This window comes from Oleiphilus sp. HI0066 (genome assembly GCF_001635725.1).
Genome location: NZ_LWFH01001052.1, coordinates 1 through 1919 on the forward strand (window position 1 = coordinate 1; position 1919 = coordinate 1919).

Below are 1919 nucleotides of genomic sequence, written 5' to 3' on the forward strand. Positions count from 1 at the left end.
AATAATTGATCCTGCAGATGACGTATTAGCATATTCATTTAATATCACAGGAGCCTCGCCTTCCTCTGCAGGTCGACCTAAGACCTTCTTCGCAATCAAAAGGTTCATATTTAAGTTAGCTTGATGCAGCCACATTCGCTTGAGCTGGTCTGGAGTGAAATCGTTATCTGCGAGGTGCTCAACAATCATATTGGCAACCATTGGAGAAACCTCTTTAAATACCTTTCTCCCCTCTTGAACAAATAACTTATCTGCGTTGGCTTGCGCTTCTGGAGCGCAACGATTCATAAAACCGAAATTGTTACGAATATTATTCGAGAAACTTGTTTTTAATTTTGCGCTGACCACTTCGTAATACGTATCGACAGACATCAAATCCTGTCTTTCAACAAGAATAGCAGTCGCAACATCGCCAAAAATAAAGTGACTATCGCGATCTCTAAAATTTAGGTGAGCTGTACAGACTTCAGGATTCAGAACAAGTACGGACCGCGCTGTTCCGGCTTTCACCAAATCAAGCGCAGTTTGAAGAGCAAATGTGGCAGACGAACATGCAACATTCATATCGAAGCCAAAGCCGTCAATCCCAAGCTGCTGTTGAACTTCAATAGATATTGCTGGGTAAGCTCGCTGTAAGTTGGAACAAGCTACAAGTACGGCATCAACATCAGCTACCGTTTTATTGGCTTGAGCCAGCGCGTCTTTTGCGGCGGCTGTTGCCATTTCACATAAAACACTCGGCTCAGAATTTGGTCGTTCGGGGATATTCGGCGCCATGCGCATTGGATCAAGAATACCCTCTTTATTCATCACATAACGGCTTTTAATTCCGCTAGCTTTCTCTATGAAAGCAGAAGAAGATTCTTGTAAGGGTGCGACGCTTCCGTCTTCAATGGCAGCTGCGTTTTCTGCATTAAATGCCGCAACATAACTATTAAAGCTTTCTACCAACTCATCATTACTAATTGACTGCGTTGGAGTAAACAAACCTGTGCCGGTTATCGCCGCTTTATACACTAATTTCCCCTTCTATAAATTATCTATTCTCGTCAGAGACGCGCACCACTAAGAAGCATCATCAGACATTAGTCTTGAAGACACCAATAAACAACTTAAATCAATCACCTCTCAGCGCCGAGTTAAACTCGTCGCACCAACTGCCATTGTTTATTGATACGTTTTTCGGAGATGGTCTCAGCCGTGCCCAATTGTTGGGCGAACCATGATACGCGCTGCTCTTCAATTAGCCAACGAAATCTTGTTAACTCTGGGTCAGAAATACCTTGCGCTTTGTGTGCGTCTAAGCGACTTCGGTATTGCTCCCACCAGTCTTTTAACAACGGCAATGTTTTCCTCTCAAGTGCTAGCTCACGCCCCATCTTTTCGAAGCGCAATGTGCAAGCCTTCAAGTAACGCGGATAATGTTCTAGCTGCTTGTAATCAGTTTGCGACAAGAATCCATCGTATACTAAGTGCTGTATTTGATACTTTAAATCTGCGACAGACATGGCTACCGTAAAATTGATTTTTCCCTTTAATAGCTTCATCAATTCATGGTATTCCTTGAGGATCTCATTCACTAACTGAGCATGTTTTTTAGCCTCAACGACAAAGTCTCCTCGACCCGCCTGCCAGCGTTCTTCAAACTCGGCGGAACTTCTTGGAATTTCATCGCAACGAAAATGATGTGCAATCGCAGACAGAGCAAAGTCATCGTACAAAGCCTCAGCTCTTCCGGTTGGCGCGTAATACAAGCCCATTTGTTTATAGTTAGGGATCTCTTTGGGCAACAAAGCGATTTGATCACTTAACTTGTAAAACAGAAGGCGCGCCATTCCCAAACGGCTTTGTTCTTGCGCTTTATGCTCATCATTCTCGTTAGTCTTAAGAACGTATTTTTTCTTATCGATCAAGCAAGG

General features: G+C 43.4%; 2 protein-coding genes. Both read right to left on the reverse strand.

Annotated elements, in window-relative coordinates; translation table 11 throughout:
• The coding region (locus tag A3738_RS12905) for a beta-ketoacyl-ACP synthase III (protein ID WP_068763626.1) at positions 1 to 1017 on the reverse strand (1017 nt) is incomplete at its 3' end.
• 122 nt (positions 1018 to 1139) lie between these two features.
• The coding region (locus A3738_RS12910) for a DUF3418 domain-containing protein (RefSeq protein WP_156504242.1) at positions 1140 to 1919 on the reverse strand (780 nt) is incomplete at its 5' end.